At 67.3% G+C, this 17,695-nt stretch carries 14 protein-coding genes; 5 read left to right on the top strand and 9 right to left on the bottom strand.

Annotated elements, in window-relative coordinates; all coding sequences use genetic code 11:
• Positions 1–133 precede the first annotated feature (133 nt).
• Together MRBLWO14_RS18230 and MRBLWO14_RS18225 are read left to right on the top strand one after the other, a co-directional pair.
• A complete protein-coding gene (locus MRBLWO14_RS18230) occupies positions 134–508 on the top strand; it encodes a metalloregulator ArsR/SmtB family transcription factor (RefSeq protein WP_341934460.1) in 375 nt (124 codons plus the stop codon).
• A gap of 275 nt (positions 509–783) precedes the next feature.
• Positions 784–2,583 carry a cation-translocating P-type ATPase gene (locus tag MRBLWO14_RS18225; RefSeq protein WP_341936236.1) on the top strand — a complete coding sequence of 600 codons (1,800 nt, stop codon included), beginning with the start codon at positions 784–786 and terminating at the stop codon, positions 2,581–2,583.
• Between the two features lie 152 nt (positions 2,584–2,735).
• Here MRBLWO14_RS18225 and MRBLWO14_RS18220 read toward each other — a convergent pair whose 3' ends face one another.
• Both MRBLWO14_RS18220 and MRBLWO14_RS18215 read right to left on the bottom strand, forming a co-directional pair.
• Complete coding sequence (locus MRBLWO14_RS18220) at positions 2,736–3,677, bottom strand: cation diffusion facilitator family transporter (RefSeq protein WP_341934459.1); 942 nt, start codon at positions 3,675–3,677, stop codon at positions 2,736–2,738.
• Positions 3,677–4,042 (bottom strand): metalloregulator ArsR/SmtB family transcription factor, encoded by a 366-nt coding sequence (locus MRBLWO14_RS18215; protein WP_341936235.1) that lies wholly within the window; start codon positions 4,040–4,042, stop codon positions 3,677–3,679. The genes MRBLWO14_RS18220 and MRBLWO14_RS18215 overlap by 1 nt, the downstream gene beginning before the upstream one ends.
• 1,631 nt (positions 4,043–5,673) lie before the next feature.
• Between MRBLWO14_RS18215 and MRBLWO14_RS18210 the strand changes: the two genes are divergently transcribed.
• From MRBLWO14_RS18210 to MRBLWO14_RS18200, 3 genes are all read left to right on the top strand, one after another.
• Positions 5,674–5,994 carry a hypothetical protein gene (locus MRBLWO14_RS18210; RefSeq protein WP_341934458.1) on the top strand — a complete coding sequence of 107 codons (321 nt, stop codon included), beginning with the start codon at positions 5,674–5,676 and terminating at the stop codon, positions 5,992–5,994.
• A 97-nt stretch (positions 5,995–6,091) separates the two neighbouring features.
• Complete coding sequence (locus tag MRBLWO14_RS18205; protein ID WP_341934457.1) at positions 6,092–6,934, top strand: hypothetical protein; 843 nt, start codon at positions 6,092–6,094, stop codon at positions 6,932–6,934.
• A gap of 43 nt (positions 6,935–6,977) precedes the next feature.
• Entirely contained in the window at positions 6,978–8,303 is a 1,326-nt protein-coding gene (locus MRBLWO14_RS18200; RefSeq protein ID WP_341934456.1) for an MFS transporter, read from the top strand.
• Between the two features lie 27 nt (positions 8,304–8,330).
• Here MRBLWO14_RS18200 and MRBLWO14_RS18195 read toward each other — a convergent pair whose 3' ends face one another.
• The 7 genes from MRBLWO14_RS18195 to polA form a co-directional block, all read right to left on the bottom strand.
• Positions 8,331–9,143: an arginase family protein gene (locus tag MRBLWO14_RS18195; RefSeq protein ID WP_341934455.1), complete on the bottom strand. Its 813-nt coding sequence runs from the start codon at positions 9,141–9,143 to the stop codon at positions 8,331–8,333.
• A gap of 68 nt (positions 9,144–9,211) precedes the next feature.
• Positions 9,212–9,967: an SUMF1/EgtB/PvdO family nonheme iron enzyme gene (locus MRBLWO14_RS18190; protein ID WP_341934454.1), complete on the bottom strand. Its 756-nt coding sequence runs from the start codon at positions 9,965–9,967 to the stop codon at positions 9,212–9,214.
• Entirely contained in the window at positions 9,964–10,713 is a 750-nt protein-coding gene (locus tag MRBLWO14_RS18185) for an SGNH/GDSL hydrolase family protein (RefSeq protein ID WP_341936234.1), read from the bottom strand. The genes MRBLWO14_RS18190 and MRBLWO14_RS18185 overlap by 4 nt, the downstream gene beginning before the upstream one ends.
• A gap of 42 nt (positions 10,714–10,755) precedes the next feature.
• Positions 10,756–12,108 (bottom strand): MFS transporter, encoded by a 1,353-nt coding sequence (locus tag MRBLWO14_RS18180; protein WP_341934453.1) that lies wholly within the window; start codon positions 12,106–12,108, stop codon positions 10,756–10,758.
• A 52-nt stretch (positions 12,109–12,160) separates the two neighbouring features.
• Positions 12,161–13,195, bottom strand: coding sequence for an LLM class flavin-dependent oxidoreductase (locus tag MRBLWO14_RS18175; protein WP_341934452.1), 1,035 nt, complete (start codon positions 13,193–13,195; stop codon positions 12,161–12,163).
• A gap of 54 nt (positions 13,196–13,249) precedes the next feature.
• Positions 13,250–14,926 (bottom strand): DUF885 domain-containing protein, encoded by a 1,677-nt coding sequence (locus MRBLWO14_RS18170; protein WP_341934451.1) that lies wholly within the window; start codon positions 14,924–14,926, stop codon positions 13,250–13,252.
• A 119-nt stretch (positions 14,927–15,045) separates the two neighbouring features.
• Entirely contained in the window at positions 15,046–17,676 is a 2,631-nt protein-coding gene (gene polA, locus MRBLWO14_RS18165; RefSeq protein ID WP_341934450.1) for a DNA polymerase I, read from the bottom strand.
• Positions 17,677–17,695 lie beyond the last annotated feature (19 nt).

Raw genomic sequence — 17,695 nt, 5'->3', positions numbered from 1 at the left:
TCCGGTGTCCGTGCGCGGCATCATCCTCTCCAGTCTACGTTGCGGTCGCCCGGCGCAACTCCACACCCGAACCCAGAGCTCGAGCGCACCGGTCTGTTGAAAGATAAGTCAGCAAGCACTGTATAGTCATTGCATGCTGACCATTGCTCCTCGTCTCGACGTGATGAACCGATTGGGGCGCGCCATGGCTGACCCCACTCGTTCTCGGATTCTGCTGGAACTGCTTTCCGGGCCGGGATACCCGGCGCGCTTGTCCGAGGCACTGGATCTGTCTCGCACCAACGTGTCGAACCATCTCGCGTGTCTTCGAGGGTGCGGCATCGTGGTCGCGACGCCGGAGGGACGTCAGACGCGGTACGAGATCGCGGATCCGCATGTGACTCGAGCCATCACTCTGCTGGTGAACACGGTCCTCGCGGTCGACGACGGAGAGGCGTGCACAGACGAGAACTGTGACGTGCCTCTATGCTGCGCGCCTACCGACAGGGCGATGGAGGAGATCCGATGAGCGAGGAATGCTGCGGCCCGGACGAGCCACGCCAGACGAGAACTGTCCGTCGGCTCGAGCTACGCCAGCCCTCTGCCGCCGCAGACGCCTGCTGCGGACCCGACCCCATCACGTCCTCTTCATCATCGAGGCGAACGCCGCTCCTGGAGGACGACGCCTGCTGCGGACCGGCTTCCCCCCGCGACCCGGATCATTCGCACGGGGACGCTGAGCACGAAGAACGGCCACCGCTCTGGCGCGACACCGCGCTCCTGCCGTCCGCGGTTGCCGGCGTGATGCTGCTGGCAGGTTATGTCTTCGAGTGGTCCGGACTACCGTTTCCGGCGCTTGTCCTCCAGACGGTCGCACTCCTCGCGGGTGCGTACACGTTCGTCCCCGGGGCGATCCGCCGCCTGGTGCGGGGCCGACTCGGCGTCGGCCTTCTGATGACCATCGCCGCCATCGGCGCCGTAGCTCTCGGCCACGTGGGCGAAGCTGCAGCGCTGGCGTTCCTGTTCTCGCTTGCCGAAGCTCTCGAGGATCGGGCTATGGATCGGGCGAAGGAGGGACTACGCGCGCTGCTGTCGCTGATCCCGGAGACCGTGCGTGTCTCGCGCCTGAACGGTGACGTGACGATCCCCGCCGCGGAGGTCCGCGAGCTCGACATCCTCGTCGTCGGTGCGGGAGAACGGATCGCGACGGATGGCGTGGTGGTCGAGGGCCGCTCCGGCATCGACACGTCTGCCGTGACGGGCGAGTCGATCCCGGTGGAGGTCGGACCGGGACACGCCGTCCCCGCGGGATCGGTGAACGGGGCTGCGACGTTGCGGATCGAAGCAACCGCCGACGGCCGCGACAATTCCCTCACCCAGATCGTCGAGCTGGTCGAGCAGGCGCACGCCCGCAAGGGAGAGCGGGCCCGCCTGGCGGACCGGATCGCCCGCCCGCTCGTGCCGGCCGTGCTCATCATCGCAGCCCTCGTGGCCGTGTTCGGGTTCATCGTCGGGGATCCCGGCCTGTGGATCGAGAGGGCGCTCGTCGTGCTCGTCGCCGCGTCCCCGTGCGCGCTAGCCATCGCCGTTCCGGTGACGGTCATCAGCGCCATCGGCTCGGCCTCGAAGTTCGGTGTGGTCATCAAGTCCGGCGAGGCCTTCGAACAGTTCGGCACCATCCGTACCGTCGCGCTCGACAAGACCGGCACCCTCACGCGCAACGAGCCGGAGATCGTCGCCGTCGTGCCTGCTCACGGACGCTCCCGCGAGGAGATCATCTCCCTCGCCGCCGCCCTCGAGACCACGAGCTCCCACCCGCTTGCCGCCGCCATCACTCGCGCCGCGTCCGACATCCCCGCAGCGACAGACGTCGTCGAAGATGCCGGCCACGGCCTCACCGGCCTCGTCGGCTCCACCCACGTTCGGGTCGGGAACGCACGCTGGCTCTCGGAACTGGGTGAGCTCACCAAGCCCGCCGACGAGATGGCCGGAGACGGTATGACCGTCGTCGTCGTCGAGACCGACGGTCGGGTGTCGGGCCTCATCGGCGTGCGGGACGAACTGCGCCCTGAAGCCGCCGAGACCATCTCCATGCTGAACGCGCAGGGCATACGCACCGTCATGCTCACCGGCGACAACCAGCGAACCGCCTACGCCCTCGCCGCCCGCGCCGGCATCAGCGACGTACGCGCTGAGCAACTCCCTGCCGACAAGGCCGCCGCCATCACGGCCCTCGTCACGGAGAGTCCGACGGCCATGGTCGGCGACGGCATCAATGACGCCCCCGCCCTTGCTACCGCGACCGTCGGGATCGCGATGGGTGTGAAAGGCTCAGCTGCGGCCATCGAATCCGCCGACATCGCCTTCACCGGCAACGATCTGCGCCTCATCCCCGCAGCCCTCGCCCACGCCCGCCGCGGACGCCGTATCATGACCATCAACATCGCACTCGCCCTGGCCATCATCGTCGTTCTGTTCCCCCTCGCCTTGTTCGGCGTTCTCGGCCTCGCTGGTGTCGTCCTTGTACACGAGGTCGCCGAAGTCATCGTCATCCTCAATGGCGTCCGTGCCGCCCGACGCCGCGGGATCGGATTCTCGCGGTGACGACTTCGGTTGCCGAGTCGACGGACCTCGTGATGGAAGTTCGGGGTTTGGACGCATCACCACTGAAGTTGTGCTTCAGCGAGTGTCAGAGCGAGCGTTCGGCGCGTATCGGAGCAGCATCACCTTGAGGCAGCGCGGTAAGCCGCGTCCACCTATGCATGCCGGACAGACGTTGACTCGTGGTCGGCGACCGTCTCGGTCTCCAGTTGGAAGGTCGAGTGCGCGACCGAAACTTCGAAGTGTTCAGCCACACATTCCCGAATGTCAGCCAACACCGTCATGGCGTGTCCGTTCTGGAAGCACTCGTCGCGAACTACGATGTGCGCGCTCAGCGTGGGCAACCCAGTGGCCACGGTGGATGCGTGAACGTCATGCACATCGACTACATGCCCGAGCTTGAGAATGTGCGCCCGCACGTCCTCGAGGTCCAGGCCTTTGGGAGTGAACTCCATGAGAACACTGCCGGTCTCACGCATCAACATGAACGCGCGGGGGACGATGAGAGCGGCGATGAGCATTCCTGCGAGAGCATCTGCCTGCTGAAACCCTGTCGTCGCGATGACGATGGCCGCGACGATGACACCGAGTGAACCAAGAGCATCGTTGAGAACTTCGAGGAAAGCGGCCCTCATGTTGAAGTTCGCGCCACGACTCGATGCGAGCACCGCGATTGCAACGATATTGGCGGTGAGGCCGATGATGCCGAAGACGAGCAACTCCCCCGCTGGTACCTCTGGCGGCTCGAACAGGCGACGGATACCTTCGATTGCCGCGTAGGTTCCGACCGCCAGCAGCAGCGCCGCTTGAGCGAGTGCTGCTAACACTTCAATCCGTCGAAAGCCCCAGGTGCGCTTCGAGCTCGGCGGGCGCAGCATCAACGTTGCCGCGATGAGCGCGACGAGAAGTCCTGACGCGTCGGTGATGGCGTGCGCCGTGTCCGTGAGCAGAGCGAGGCTGCCGGTGATGACGGAGCCAACCCCCTGCGCCGCCACGATGGCGGCAGTGATGGCGAAAGCGATCCAGAGCCGGCGGCGAAAGTCCCCGGGCATGCCTTCTTCGGTCATGGTTGGCCCGTGGTCATGTCCCGCACCCATTACGCTGCCCCTTCTCTCTCGCTTCGTAAGTGCTCACACAGCATCAAGTCTTTTCCGGTGGCGCCCAGGAGCGCTTCTCCGGCAACCATCACGACTCGCAGAGCCTCGGGATGTGCGAGGGCGTACCACGTCGATGGACCGTCAGGTCGAGCGACAGCAAGACGACATTCAACGAGGAATCCAAGGTGCTTGCTCACGGTCGACTGCGCGAATCCCATGTGCTCAACGAGGTCTCGCACTCGATGTTCTCCGGACGAGAGATGCTGAACGATAGCCAGTCGCGTTGGGTCAGCGAACGCCTGGAACAGGTGTGCGTACGCGCCTGTCGCCTCCGCGTCCAACTCAAGCAACTCGCGTTCTATCATCGCCATACGACGATGATAGAACGCAGACGCTGTACCGTCACGGTTCTAGAGCAACTGATAAGGACACTCACTTGCACGGCCAACTGATGGCGGGCGCGCTTGGCCTGTCGACTATGTCACATGACGATCTCGCCGGGACGCACGAGACGCTGGCGGACGTCGCCCCCATGAACCACGAGATGCGCACGTTGCCTGACGAACAATGATGTCCTCCGCGGCACGCCACTATCAGACACGGCTAACCGAAGGATGTTCCCTCAGCGGTCTTCGGACGCCCTGCAAGAGGGGGAACACGAGCGCGTTGGGTCCGGAGATCTGCTGCGAGGTCCTGGCGGCTCGCGGGTCGCAAAGTCCGGGGAATCCTCTCGGCACCCGGGTACGGCCCGACAGGGTGAGCCCGGCTGTCTCGAGAACACTCTCGACGCTAGTGACCCCCAGCATGTTCGCGACGAGAGATCTAGCGATAATGCCGAACTGCTCTTGCGATGCCCTTTCCCGCTCACGGTGCTCATCGGTCGTCTGTCGAACACGTTGCGCGTCCGGGTGTTTGAATGGGACGACAGCGAACAGGGCGATAATATCCAGGCACTGTACACCGCAGCTTTGAGTATTCATGCGAGCGCGCCCTCCTGGCCCATCACAGACGTGCTGCTTCAGGTCGTACCTTCATCAACATCGGCGACTCCCCGGGAGGCCGGAGAGTCTTGGTGGTCAAGCGCGACTCGGGAGCTGTTCCGGCGCGGGAACGGGAGCTCTTCAGGCAGCTAGCTGACCTTCAGGTCCTTGAGTTCACGGCGGGGAAGGTTGCTATCGAGAGCCCTCTTGCGTGGCTTCTGCGGTGTTCAATGTGATTCGCCCGTTCGGCTTTACCTGAACTCCGCCTTGCTAGCCCTGGCGCGGAACTACTCGCTGTCGCGGGGACTGCCTCACCGCGGCAGACTCGCACGGCTGCTGACGTTGTCAGCCGCCTCTGGTGGGGGTGGACGTCGGCATCGGGATCACCACGGCAGACAGCATGAAACTCACTCCCGCCAAGTGCGGCGTCCTCGCAGCGCGCCCAAGTGCTCGGTGTTGCGATGCGATCTCGAGCCCAGCGATCTTCAGTCTGATCTCCCGCGACCTGCGCAGAATCATGCGCCTCTCCACAGTCGCCCGCGATTCATCGGTTCTGGCCATCGTGGGATGTTTCATTGCGCTCACGTTTCGCGACCGGCAACGGCCGACAACGACAGTCAAACGGACGAAGGTCTCCAGCTCTCATTGGTCTACCGAATCGTTCGCTGCCGCGGCCCGCGTCGTTCGGAGAACTTCGCCCTGACGGGTGACCAAGCAGCGAATACGCCGGTTCGGATTACGCCGTCAGAACAGTAGCGCTGACGATGGGGTTACTGGCGTATACGAAACAACGTGTACTCAAGTAAACGCAACGTCTTAGCTCGGGTGCCCCCAGTAGAAGCCGGACGCGCCGCGGCGCGCGGATGCTCGCGACGGTTCCGGGACGAGATAAGCGCCCGGGATCTTAATCGAATCTCACGCGCGTGTCTGTAGGCCAGACGCCCTACCCGGGCGGCGCGGTCACCTCAATCTTGTAGCGTCTTCTTGGCACGGTGCCGAACAGATGGAGGACGTACATGTCTCGTCGAGAGTTGGCGCTCATGTCGGAAATTGGGGACACGTTTCCGGTCTGGGAGAGAACGCCCGGCGAAGAGCCTGGGCCCCTCGATCCCGAAACCTCGGGTCTCTCAGAGCAGCTCATCCAGGAGCTGTTCGCATGGAACGCCCACGCACAAGAACTCATCTCCTTCGGCGAACCCATCGAGAACAGGTGGGACTACGAGTGGGACTACAAGGACGAACTGAACCGGTGGATGAAAGAGGGCCGGAGCCTCGCGAAACGCGTGGAGATTGAACTCGGGCAAGAGATCGACGTGCACGTCACCTACCGGCCCTGACGCGTCCTGTGAGGCCGTAGAGGCGCGCGTGGCATCCCAGGCAGAGAGCCGGTCCTACCTCGACCACGTGAATCCCGACGCTGGCTAGGCTCGGTTCATGCTCCGCCCCCGCTCCCTCGAACTCCACGTCGACCGCGACAGCGTCGCGATGGGAGACGATGCGGTCTCGCACGCCGGTGTGCTCACCGTCCCGCGCGGCACTCTGCTCAGCGCGGCCATCGAGCGGAGCGCACCCGAGATCAGGTCACCGGGATGGTCCTGGGTCGCCGTCGTGGACGGCGAGACCGCCGCGGTCTGGTCGGTCGACCACGGAGTGCAGTTGCTCGTCGCTGATCGCCGGCTCAGGCGCGGACCGGTCGATGTCTTCTTCCGCTACTTCGTCCAGATCGACCCGGCCTGGCTGTTCGATCGACTCGCTCGCGGAGAGAGACCCGACCGGCGGGCGCTCGAGGAGCTGTACGCGCCGATCGCGCGCGAGAAGTACCGGGCGGAGCTGCGTCGCCGGGAACGCGAGCTCGACGGACGCCTGCTGAGCAGCGCCTGCGTCGAAGCCCTTCGTCGGTTCGGGGCCGACATCACCCTGCACGCGGATGTCGCCTGCGAGTTCGCCCACGGCGACGACGACTGGGTCGTGCGTCGCGCAGACACCATGTTCCAGGTCTTCCGAGGACGCGGTGGGCCGATCGCTTCGCTCCGACCCCACGCCTTCGGCGAGGTGTGGCTCGTCGGCATGCTGGGCGCGGCCGTGCGCGTCGCGGAAGGGCGGGAAGCGCTCCCGGACGCCGCGGTCTCCCCCGACCTCGAACTCACCCAGTCCGGTGGCCGGTGGATGTCACGTGGACCGACGGTCGTTCAGGTGCATTCCGAGCTCGCGGCTCGTGTCGCACAGCTCGCTCACGGACGCTCCGTCTCTCAGATGGTCGAGGTGCTCGACGCCTGACGCGGCGACAGGAGCCGCCCCCGACCAGGAGTAGCGTGGAAGGGTGACGTCCGCTGCCCACTCCCCTGTGTCGAACCCGGGATGGAAGGCCTGGCTGATCTGGTCGGTCGGCGTCGCCGCCTACGTGCTCGCGATCACCAATCGCACCTCGCTCGGGGCTGTCGGCGTCGATGCAGCTGATCGGTTCATGGCCGACGCCTCGACGCTCGCGCTCTTCGCCGTCGTCCAGCTCGCGGTGTACGGCGGTATGCAGATCCCCATCGGCATCCTGCTGGATCGCTACGGCTCCCGTCCGATCATGACCGTCGGGATGCTGCTGATGGCTGTCGGGCAGTTGACCATGGCCCTCTCCCCCAGCATCGGCATCGCGATCGTCGCCCGCATCCTGCTCGGCGCGGGTGACGCGGCCGTCTTCCCCGCGGTGCTGCGCCTGGTAGCCACCTGGTTCCCCGCCCAGCGAGGCCCCGTGATGGTGCAGTTCACCGGAATCATCGGGCAGGCCGGGCAACTCGTCGCACTCGTGCCGCTGGCCGCCCTGCTGCATGCGACGTCCTGGACCATCACGTTCGGCAGTATCGCCGGGCTCGGCGTCCTCTTCACGGTCCTCGTCGCCGTCGTCATCCGCAACCGGCCGCCCGAGCGCACGGTCGACGTCTCGGTGAACACCGACACCGGCGTCGTGCGCGTCGTGACATCGGCGATCGACACCGGCGTCGGCATCCGCGCGGCGTGGGCGCACCCCGGCACGCGTCTCGCTTTCTGGTCGCACTTCACGACACCGTTCGCGGGCACCGCTTTCATCCTTCTGTGGGGGATGCCGTTCCTCACCGCGGCGCAGGGACTCGACACGGCCCATGCCGCGGGCATCATCTCCGTGTACGTCGTCGCGGGAATGGCACTCGGGCCCGTGATCGGAGAGCTGTCGCGGCGCTGGCCGAACCGACGCTCCTTCGCTCTCGTCCTCCCCGCCGTGGTCCTGCAGCTGGTCGCGTGGACGACCGTCATCGCCCTCCCGGGTTCCTCCCCGGTCTGGCTGCTCTACGTGTTGGCCGTTGCGCTGGCGACGGGAGGCCCCGCGAGCATGATCGCCTTCGACCACGCCCGCACGCACAACCCGTCGCACCGTCTCAGCACCGCCACCGGCGTGACGAATGCTGGCGGCTTCATCGCGGCTCTCATCGCCATCTTCCTCATCGGCCTCATGCTGGATCTGCAGGGCGCGGGGACGCCGGAGACCTATTCGCTGGAGGCGTTCCGCATCGCGTTCCTCATGCCGATCCCGCTCTGGCTCCTCGGGATGACGTTCATCCTGATCGAGCGCAAGCGCACCCGCATCCGCGTCGGTCTGGACCCGGAGCGCCGTCGCTGAGGCCGAGGTGCGCCGGATCGAGGCCACTCAGCGCAGGAGCTGCTGGAACGTCTCGATGATGAGTTCGAGGCTGACCCGCTCCGGCACCTCGGCGTCGCCGGCCTCGAACTCCGCCAGTTCGACGCCCTTCACGGCCTCGACGGGAAGGGCTGCGAAGATCGCGGCGATCTGGTGCGGCAGGAGGCCGTCGCCGACTCGATAGGCGGCGGGTATGTAGCCGGGTTCGAGCACGTCCCAGTCGACGTGGATCCACACCGGACGCCCGTCGACGAGCTCGAGCACCCGCTCCGGCGTGCTCTCCGCCGGAGCGAGAACGGTCGCCCCGGCATCCGCGAGGAGATCGGCCTCGGCGGGATCGATGTCGCGGCCGCCGACGATCACGACGCGCGAAGGATCGACCCCTGCGCCGTGCCCGCTGTCCCACAGGCCGCTCGCGGCGGCGAGCACCATTCCGCCCAGGTATCCCGACTCCGTGGTGCCGGGAGTGTGGAAGTCGCCGTGCGCGTCGATCCACAGCACGACGGCGTCGGGGTACCGCTCGGCGGCGGCAGGCAGGGAGCCGAGGCTCGCCGCGCACGTGTTCGTCGCGAGCAGGGGCACCTGTCCCGCGTCGATCGCCGCACGCACGGCATCCCGGAGCCCGTGCAGCGTCTCTTCGGCCTCGGGCAGCGCGGTCGTCCAGTCGTCCGTCCTCGCCGCGCTGGGAACGCCGACCGTGTGCGGCGTCGTGCCGAGGAGTGCGGCGAGCCGCTCCCCCACGAGCCGGGCGCCCACGAGGGCGCCGTCGGTGCGATCGGCGACGCGTCCCTGGGACACGATGAGGGAGAAGCGGGAGGTCATCCCCTCAGCTTCGCACCTCTCCGGTATACCGGGCAAAACGGCGCATCCACGGCTCCCGCCGGCCTCGCTCAATCCCGGGGGTGGCGCAGGGGCGTCCACCCGAAGGGGATCGGGCCGTCCGAGAACGACCGCTCTCGGTCGTCCTGCGCCGACCATCCCTGGGCCGCCTGGGGATCGTCGAAACCGCCTCGTGCCACGCGGAATCCGACATCGTCCTGCGCGGTGCGCGGAGAACCGCCGCGCCGGACGGAGGCTCGGACGCTCCACGCCTCGTCGGCGAATCCGCCGCCCCGGAAGACCCGGTACTCGCCGTAGCGCTCGGGGTCGAGCAGATCCCAGCACCACTCCCACGTGTTGCCCAGCGTGTCGAACAGCCCGAAAAGGTTCGGGAGCTTGCCGCCCACCTCCTGCGGGGCACGGACACCGTCGGCGCTCGTCCAGGCGGCGTCCGACAGCGGAGCGTAATGCGGTCCGATCGAACCGGCGCGGCAGGCGTACTCCCACTCCGCCTCGGTGGGCAGACGGTAGCCGTCCCCCGTCGCGTCCCACACGACGTCCTCGCCGTCGAAACGGTAGACGGGGTCGAGACCCTCCCACTCGGACGCCGCGTTGCAGAAGTGCACGGCCCGCAGCCAACTGATGTCGACGGCGGGACGACGCGGATGCCGCGAGGGCACCGGGAGGATCTCGGCCAGCTGCTCCTCCGTCACGGCGAAGACGCCGATCTCGAAGCTCTCGAGCTCGACGGTGCGCTCGGCCCTGCGTCGTGCGTCATGCAGCGTCACCTGCCCGCCGGGGAGGCGCTGCAGCTCGATATCCGTCACGCCTGAGGCATCCGTTCCACCCAGTCGGGGTACTTGGCAGCGCGCCCGTCTCCCGACGAAGTGCGCGTCAGCCGACGACGCACCCACGGCCCGACGAACTCGCGGTAGTAGGCCAGTCCCGACGGTCCGACCATCGCCGCCGCGGTCGGAGACCACCAGGCTGCCGGCGGCTCGAACCCCAGTGCGTGGAGCACACGGGCCGCGACGCGGTGGTGACCTGCTGCATTCATGTGCAGACGGTCCTCCGACCAGTACGGCGCTCTCGCGAGCTCTCGATCGGGCCAATTGAGGGCGCGGACGACGTCGGGACGATCTTCCACCCGACGCAGCACCGCCTCGGAGAGCAGATCCCCACGGCGCTGCACGACGGTGCCCATCGGCAGCTGACCGCTGGGGTTGGCTCCCGACAGCAGGATGAGTGTGACGCCCTCTTCGTCGCAGCGGCGCAGAACGCGGCTGAACGCGTCGGCGATGTGCTCGAGGTCGGATCGCGGACGAAGCATGTCGTTGCCTCCGCCGTTGAACGAGAGGTGCGTCGGACGCAGGGCCAGCGCCGGTTCGAGCTGCTGCTCGACGATCGGCCAGGCGAGCTTGCCCCGGATCGCGAGGTTCGCATACTGGATCGGGTGCCCCGCGGCATCCGCCCACCCCTGGGCCACGAGATCAGCCCAGCCGCGTTCTCGACCGTCGGGAAGGACATCGCCGACGCCCTCCGTGAAGGAGTCCCCGATCGCCACGTAGCGCACATCTGTCACCTCGCCAGCATATTGGCGTATCGGTGGTGCGGCTCACCGATCGTCGAGCGCGACTCCCCCGCGATCGGCCAGGCCCCAGGCCGCCGCCGCCGCGACGACGAAGCAGGCCCCGAACACGACGAACAGCGTCGCCACTCCCCCCGCGACGAGGAGGACGGGAACGGCCAGCGGCGCGGCGATCGACGCCAGACGGCCGATGCCTGCCGCCCAGCCCGCGCCCGTACCCCGAAGAGACGTGGGATAGATCTCGGGCGTGACGGCGTACAGCGCACCCCACGCGCCCAGATTGAAGAACGACAGCGCCATCCCCGAGGCGACGATCGCGACCTCCGTGGTCGACGTGCCGAAGAAGACGGCGGAGACCGCGGAGCCCACCAGGAACACCGACAGCGTGACGCGGCGTCCCCAGACCTCGATCAGCCACGCTGCGACCGCGTAGCCTGGAAGCTGCGCGAGAGTGATGATGAGCGTGAACCCGAACGAGCGCACGAGGTCGAAGCCGGCGTCGACGAGGATGCTGGGAATCCAGATGAAGGCGCCGTAGTACGCGAAGTTGACGCACAACCAGACCACCCAGAGACACAGCGTGCGCACCCGGAACTCCGGGCTCCACAGAGCGGACAGCCGGGCCCGCACGGTCACCGCGATCGGCTGCGTCGCCGGTTCCCTGCGGATGGCCGGGGTCCGCTCGATCTCCGCGTCGACCTCGAACGCCGAGACGATGCGGTCGGCCTCCGCTATCCGGCCCTTCGAGGCGAGCCACCGGGGAGACTCCGGCAGTCCCCAGCGCACGATCAGCGCATACACCGCGGGGATCGCGCCGAGTGCGAACGCCCATCGCCAGCCGTTCTCGGATGCCGGGATCACGAAGTATCCGATGACCGCGGCTGCCGTCCATCCCAGGGCCCAGAAGGCCTCGAGGAAGACGATGAGCCGCCCGCGGATGCGGGCCGGCGCGAACTCGCTCACGTACGTCGACGCGACCGGCAGCTCCGCGCCGAGACCCAGGCCGACGAGGAACCGCAGCACGAGAAGCGCTGCCAGACCGCCGACGAGTGCGCTGGCGCCCGTTGCGACGCCGTAGACCAGCAAGGTCAAGGCGAAGACCTGACGCCGCCCGAGTCGATCAGCGAGCAGGCCGCCGAGGGTGGCTCCGAGAGCCATGCCGATGAACCCGACCGAGGCCACCCACCCGGCATCCGTCTTCGTCAGACCCCACTGTTGGGTGAGGGCCGCGAGGATGAACGAGATCAGCCCGACATCCATCGCATCGAGCGCCCAGCCGACTCCTGAGCCCGTCAGCAGGCGCAGGTGCCGACGCGTGAACGGCAGATCATCGAGACGGCCGGCGAGCGACTCACGGCTCGGCAGGACGGGTTGTGCCATGCCCCCCATCGTAGGGGCGTCAGGGCGTCGGATAGCCTCCTTGCGGCCCGCCTCAGTCGTTCGCAGCGAGGAGACGTCGTACGCGCGGGATCACCTCGGTACCGTACAGCTCGACGCTCCGCATCAGCGCCTCGTGCGAGATGGTGCCCGTGGAGTACTTCAGGTCGAAGCGCCCGAGGCCGAGGGTGGTCACCGTGTCAGCGATCTTGGCCGCGACGCGGTCCGGAGAGCCGGCGTAGATGGCGCCGGCCGGGCCCACGTCGTTCTGGAAGCGCGCACGGATGTAGGGCGGCCAACCGCGCTCGGCGCCGATCGTGTTGTTCATGGCCTCGAACCCGGAGTACGCGGCCTCCCACGCTTCCTCGTCGGTCTCGGCGATGTGCCCGGGGGAATGCACGGAGATCGGCTGCGCGGTCGTGCCCAACGACGCGACCGACCGGTGGTACAGGTCGACGAAGGGTGCGAATCGCGCGGCGGGACCGCCGATGATCGCGAGCATCAGACCGAGACCGTGCCGCGCGACTCGCACGACGGATTCGGGACTGCCGCCGACACCGACCCACGTGCGGAGACCCTTCTCGGTCTTCGGGAAGACGTCGGCGTTCTCGAGAGAGGCCCTCATGCTGCCGGACCAGGTGACCGGCTCCTCTTTGAGGAGCTCCACGAACAGCTCGAGCTTCTGCTCGAAGAGGGCGTCGTAGTCGCGGAGGTCGTATCCGAACAGCGGGAACGACTCGATGAACGATCCGCGGCCGAGAACGACCTCCGCCCGCCCGTCGGACAGAGCGTCGAGCGTAGAGAAGCGCTCGAACACGCGCACCGGATCATCGGACGAGAGAACGGTCACCGCGGTTCCGAGCCGGATCCGCTCGGTGCGTCCGGCGATTGTGGCGAGCACCATCTCCGGCGACGAGATCGCGAACTCCCGGCGATGGTGCTCCCCCACACCGAAGTAGTCCACCCCGACTGCGTCGGCGAGCACCGCCTGGTCCACGACGTTGCGGATCGTCTGAGCGCCCGAGAGCAGCTCGCCGTCCCCGTCGCGGGTGATGTCTCCGAACGTGTCCAGCCCGAACTCGATGTCCATGTCAGCTCCTTCTATTCAGGTGAATGAACATCGGTCCGGGCGCGGACATTCCCGTCACCGGTCGAGCAGTGCCGTACGGAGAGTGTCGAGGCCGACGCCACCCATGTCGAGGGCGCGCTTGTGGAACTCCTTGATGTCGAAGCCCGCGCCCTTCTCCGCCTGATACGCGTCGCGGACCTGCTCCCAGATGCGCTGACCGACCTTGTACGTCGGGGCCTGTCCGGGCCAGCCGAGGTAGCGATTCACCTCGAACTGCACGAACTGGTCGGACATGTTCACGTTCTTGCGCATGAAGTCGAGCGCGTAGTCGGCGTCCCACACTCCCTCGCCGTCGAGACGGGGCTTGCCGAGGTGCACGCCGATGTCGAGCACGACACGGGCTGCTCGCATGCGCTGACCGTCGAGCATCCCGAGGCGGTCAGCCGGATCGTCGAGGTAGCCGAGCTGCTGCATGAGTCGCTCGGCGTAGAGCGCCCAGCCCTCGGCGTGGCCCGAGGTGCCCGCGAGCAGGCGGCGCCACGAGTTCAGCTCCGCACGGTTGTACACGGCCTGCGCGATCTGCAGGTGATGCCCGGGAACGCCCTCGTGATACACGGTGGTGAGCTCACGCCACGTGTCGAACTCCGTGACGCCCTCGGGGACGGACCACCACATGCGGCCGGGGCGGGAGAAGTCGTCGGTCGGGCCGGTGTAGTAGATGCCGCCCTCCTGCGTGGGGGCGATCATGCACTCGAGTGTGCGGATCGCCTCGGGGATGTCGAAGTGCGTGGCGCCGAGTTCGGCGACGGCGCGGTCGCTCGTCTCCTGCATCCACCGCTGCAGAGCCTCGGTGCCGACCAGCTTGCGAGCAGGATCCGCTTCGAGATGCGCGACGGCCTCCTCGACAGACGCCCCGGGAAGGATCTCGTTCGCGATCGCGGTCTGCTCGGCGACCATGCGCTCGAGCTCCTCGCGGCCCCACTCGTAGGTCTCGTCGAGGTCGATCGTGGCGCCGAGGAAGCGGCGCGAGTTCAGGGCGTAGAGCTCGCGCCCTACGGCATCCTCCTCGACGGCGGCGGGAGCGAGCTCTTCCGCGAGGAAACGGCGCAGCGCTCCATAGGCGACGCGCGCCGATGCCGAGTTGTCGGCGAGGGTGCGGGCGAGGGATGCCGGCAGGTTGCCGTCCTCCGGCGAGGCGTGAGCGACGAACGCCGCGAAGAAGCCGTCGTCGGCGATGTAGCGGTCGATCTGCGTGGCGACCTCGACCACCTGGCGACGCGCCGGGGTGACCCCGGCGGCGATTCCGGCGCGGAGCGTCTCCGTGTAGCCGCGCAACGCATCGGGCACCGCGGCGAGACGAGTGGCGATCACCGACCAGTCGTCCGCAGTGGCGGTGGGCATGAGATCGAACGCGGACCGCACGTCCTGAGCGGCAGACGCGATCACGTTCAGATCCCGAAGGTGCCAGTTCGCCTCGTGCAGCTCGAGATCGAGAGTGAGCTCAGCCGTGAGGTCCGCCTTCGTGACCTCGTCGACGGCGTCAACCGGTTCGAGAGCCGAGAGCTCGGCGAGTGTCGCTCGGGTCGCCGCGGCGATGCTCTCGTGTCCCTCGGGACTCAGATCGCCGAAGCGATCGTTGACCTCGTCGCGGCCGATGTACGTGCCGAGCGTCGGCGCCAACTGCACCAGCGTGTCGACCCATCCGTCGGCGACCTTGTCGATAGCAGAGGGAGTGCGGGGCTGAGAAGTCATCCCTTCAGCGTAGCCGGATGCCGCCCGCACCACCCACCCGTCAGGCACTCGCTCGCCTGTGCACTCGCTCGTCAGTGCGCGGCCTCGTCAGTGCGCGACCTCGTCAGTGCGCGGCCTCGTCAGTGCGCGGCCTCGTTCCAGTCCTGGCCGCGACCGACCTGCACGTCGAGCGGAACCGTGAGGTCTGCGGCGTCGCCCATGCGCTGTCGGACGATGCGCTCCGCCGCATCCCACTCACCCGGCGCGACCTCCACGACGAGTTCGTCGTGGATCTGGAGCAGCACACGAGATGCCAGCCCTTCGGCCCGCAGATCGTCGTGGATGTGGAACAGCGCGATCTTCATGATGTCGGCCGCGCTCCCCTGGATCGGCGCGTTGAGCGCCGCTCGCTCTGCGTTCTCGCGCAGCACACGGTTGGGTGAGGCCAAGTCCGGGAACGGGCGTCGCCTGCCGAAGATCGTCTCGGTGTATCCGACCTCGCGCGCGGCCAGAACCGACGCCCTGAGGTAATCGCGCACCGCGCCGAACCGGGCGAAGTATTCGACCATCAGCTGCTTGGCCTCGGACTGCTCGATGCGCAGCTGCTTCGACAGACCGAACGCCGAGAGACCGTAGACGAGTCCGTAGGACATGGCCTTGACCTTCGTGCGCATGGCAGCGGTGACGTCGGCGGGATCGACACCGAACACGCGCGCGCCGACGAATCGGTGCAGGTCCTCGCCGCTGTTGAACGCCTCGATGAGTCCTTCGTCACCGGACAGGTGGGCCATGATGCGCATCTCGATCTGCGAGTAGTCAGCGGTGAGAAGTGCCTCGTACTCCTCGCCGACCTGGAAGGCGCTGCGGATGCGGCGCGACTCCTCCGTGCGGACGGGGATGTTCTGCAGGTTGGGATCGGTGCTCGACAGACGGCCGGTCTGGCTGCCCGTCTGGACGTAGGTGGTGCGCACCCGCTGGTCGGGACCGATCGCCACGTCGAGCGACTCGATGATCTGACGCAGCTTGGTCGCCTCGCGGTGCTGCAGCAGCAGACCGAGGAAGGGATGCGGATGGGATTCCTGCAGGTCGGCGAGCACCGCGGCATCCGTCGAGTAGCCGGTCTTCGTCTTGCGGGTCTTCGGAAGCTGCAGGTCGTCGAAGAGCACTTCCTGGAGCTGCTTCGGGGAGCCGAGGTTGAACTCGCGCCCGACGATCCCGAAGGCCTCCTGCGCGATACCGTCTGCGCGGGTGGCGAGCTCGGCGGAGAAGGTCGACAGCACCTCGTGCGAGACCGCGACGCCCGCGACCTCCATATCGGCGAGCGTCAGGAGCGTCGGGAGCTCGATGTCGGTGAGCACGGTCGCGACCGATTCCGGGATGTCGTCGCGCAGGGCAGCCGCGACACGCAATGCGAACCATGCCTCCTGCGACGGCGTCGCTCCCTCGGTCTCCGGGACGAGCTGAGTGGGGTCCGCTTCCGGCAGCTTCTCCCCCAGGTACCGCTCGACGAGATCGCCGAGGGTCTTGTCGGGGAAGCTCGGACGCAGCAGCCATCCGGCGAGGCTCGTGTCGTAGGCGAGACCGGAGAGGCGGATGCCGAGGCGCAAGAGGGCCTTCACCTGCGGCTTGGCGTCGTGCAGGATCTTCGGGCGGGCGGATTCGAGCCAGTCGCGCAGCGCTGCTGCCGCGTCGTCGTTCCAGTCCAGTTCTCGCAGCTCGGTCTCCGTCGCCGCGCCGATGCGCGTCGGGGTGCCGCTCTGGATCACGAGGCGCAGCGCCACCTCGTCCTGGGACTCGACCCAGGACAGGAACTCGGCAGGAGCCGCCTCGACGGGAGTGGGCAGCTCGACGACGGTCGCCGGGTCATCGGCGACCTCGCCGGCGCCGACGGCCTCGAACACCCGCGGCAGCAGGGTACGGAACTCGAGACGGGCGAAGATGTCGCGCACGGCCTGAGCATCGATCGGGGCGACAGCGAGGTCGGCGGGAGCGACGGGGAGCTCCACATCACGGAGCAGTCGGTTCAGCTTGCGGTTCCGGCGGACGTCCTCGATGTGCTCGCGCAGGTTCCCGCCGACGACGCCTTTGATCTCGTCCGCCCGGTCGAGCAGCTGGTCGAGGGATCCGAACTGCGTGAGCCATTTGACCGCCGTCTTCTCCCCCACTTTCGGCACGCCGGGAAGGTTGTCGCTCGTCTCGCCCACCAGCGCGGCGATGTCGGGATACTGCTCCGGACGCACGCCGTAGCGCTCCTGGACGGTGGTCGGGTCGTACCGCTTGAGCTGCGAGACACCCTGCACGTTCGGGTACAGCAGTGTGATCTCGTCGTTGACGAGCTGGATGGTGTCGCGATCGCCGGACACCACCAGGACCTCGTACCCCTGCTCCGCTCCCTGAGTCGACAGGGTCGCGAGGATGTCGTCGGCTTCGATCCCCTCTTTCGTGAGCACGGGGATCGACATCGCAGCGAGGCAGTCCTGCAGCAGCGGGATCTGCCCGCGGAACTCCTGCGGCGTCTCGGAACGGGTCGCCTTGTACTCCGGATACTCGTCGGTGCGGAAGGAGTGGCGCGACGTGTCGAAGGCGATAGCCAGATGCGTGGGCTGCTCGGCCTTGATGAGGTTGACCAGCATCGAGAGGAAGCCGTAGATGGCGTTCGTGTGCTGGTTGTCCTTGGTCGTGAAGTTGTCGACCGGAAGGGCGAAGAAGGCGCGATAGGCGAGCGAGTGGCCGTCGACGACCATGAGGGTAGGCTTTGCGGAGTCCGTCACCCTGTCAGCCTAACGAGGA

The sequence above is a fragment of the Microbacterium sp. LWO14-1.2 genome (genome assembly GCF_038397715.1).
In the GTDB taxonomy this organism is placed as follows: domain Bacteria; phylum Actinomycetota; class Actinomycetes; order Actinomycetales; family Microbacteriaceae; genus Microbacterium.
Note: the sequence above shows the minus strand (reverse complement) of the source record. Positions and strands in the feature narration are given on the sequence as shown.

Bases quoted from the DNA above. Each gene is read 5' to 3' on its own strand.
- MRBLWO14_RS18230 (WP_341934460.1), top strand. From the start codon at position 134: ATGCTGACCATTGCTCCTCGTCTCGACGTGATGAACCGATTGGGGCGC.
- MRBLWO14_RS18225 (WP_341936236.1), top strand. From the start codon at position 784: ATGCTGCTGGCAGGTTATGTCTTCGAGTGGTCCGGACTACCGTTTCCG.
- MRBLWO14_RS18220 (WP_341934459.1), bottom strand. From the start codon at position 3,677: ATGGGTGCGGGACATGACCACGGGCCAACCATGACCGAAGAAGGCATG.
- MRBLWO14_RS18215 (WP_341936235.1), bottom strand. From the start codon at position 4,042: ATGATAGAACGCGAGTTGCTTGAGTTGGACGCGGAGGCGACAGGCGCG.
- MRBLWO14_RS18210 (WP_341934458.1), top strand. From the start codon at position 5,674: ATGTCTCGTCGAGAGTTGGCGCTCATGTCGGAAATTGGGGACACGTTT.
- MRBLWO14_RS18205 (WP_341934457.1), top strand. From the start codon at position 6,092: ATGCTCCGCCCCCGCTCCCTCGAACTCCACGTCGACCGCGACAGCGTC.
- MRBLWO14_RS18195 (WP_341934455.1), bottom strand. From the start codon at position 9,143: ATGACCTCCCGCTTCTCCCTCATCGTGTCCCAGGGACGCGTCGCCGAT.
- MRBLWO14_RS18180 (WP_341934453.1), bottom strand. From the start codon at position 12,108: ATGGCACAACCCGTCCTGCCGAGCCGTGAGTCGCTCGCCGGCCGTCTC.
- MRBLWO14_RS18175 (WP_341934452.1), bottom strand. From the start codon at position 13,195: ATGGACATCGAGTTCGGGCTGGACACGTTCGGAGACATCACCCGCGAC.
- MRBLWO14_RS18170 (WP_341934451.1), bottom strand. From the start codon at position 14,926: ATGACTTCTCAGCCCCGCACTCCCTCTGCTATCGACAAGGTCGCCGAC.